Origin of the sequence: Brachyspira pilosicoli, from assembly GCF_019402445.1 — a bacterium.
GTDB lineage: Bacteria > Spirochaetota > Brachyspiria > Brachyspirales > Brachyspiraceae > Brachyspira > Brachyspira pilosicoli_B.
This window is the reverse complement of the sequence record NZ_SRZM01000338.1, coordinates 1-579: the sequence shown is the minus strand read 5'-3', so window position 1 is coordinate 579 and position 579 is coordinate 1. Positions and strand designations below refer to the sequence as shown.

The window sequence follows — 579 nt, the reverse complement described above, 5'->3', positions numbered from 1 at the left end:
AGTTTTACAAAGTGATTTGTAATGTCATTTTCTAAATTATCTTTTATTATTCCTAATTCACTTACTTTTTTTATAGATGATATAGTTAAATTTTCTATTATACTCATATCTTGAGCAATTCCTTCTTTTCTTCTATCTTCAGAAAGCATAACTATACCATAATTAATAGCATCTTTAACAGAATTAATATTAATCTTTTTACCAAACAAGTAAATATTTCCTGAATCTAATTTATCCAGTCCAAATAAACATCTCATAATTTCAGTTCTTCCTGCTCCCATTAAACCACTAAATCCTAATATTTCTCCCTCATTAACTTCAAAATTAATATTTCTAAAAACTCCTTTTTTTTCTAAATTCTCTACTTTTAAACAAGGCTTAGTAGCAAATCTTTTATTTCTATCAAATATGCTTACTATTTCTCTTCCAACCATATATGATATAATAGATTTTTCTGTAAAATCTTCTATATTACCCGATATAATATGTTTACCATCTCTAATTATTGATATTTCGTCAGCAATTTCAAAAATTTCAGACATTCTGTGTGATATATAAACTATAGCAATATCTTTTTTT

Annotated in this window: 1 protein-coding gene; it reads right to left on the bottom strand. The window is 24.4% G+C overall.

The genetic code is table 11. The annotated features are described in order from the left end of the window. Positions 1–579: ATP-binding cassette domain-containing protein (locus tag E6A48_RS10405; protein WP_219710134.1), on the bottom strand; the 579-nt coding region annotated here is incomplete at both ends.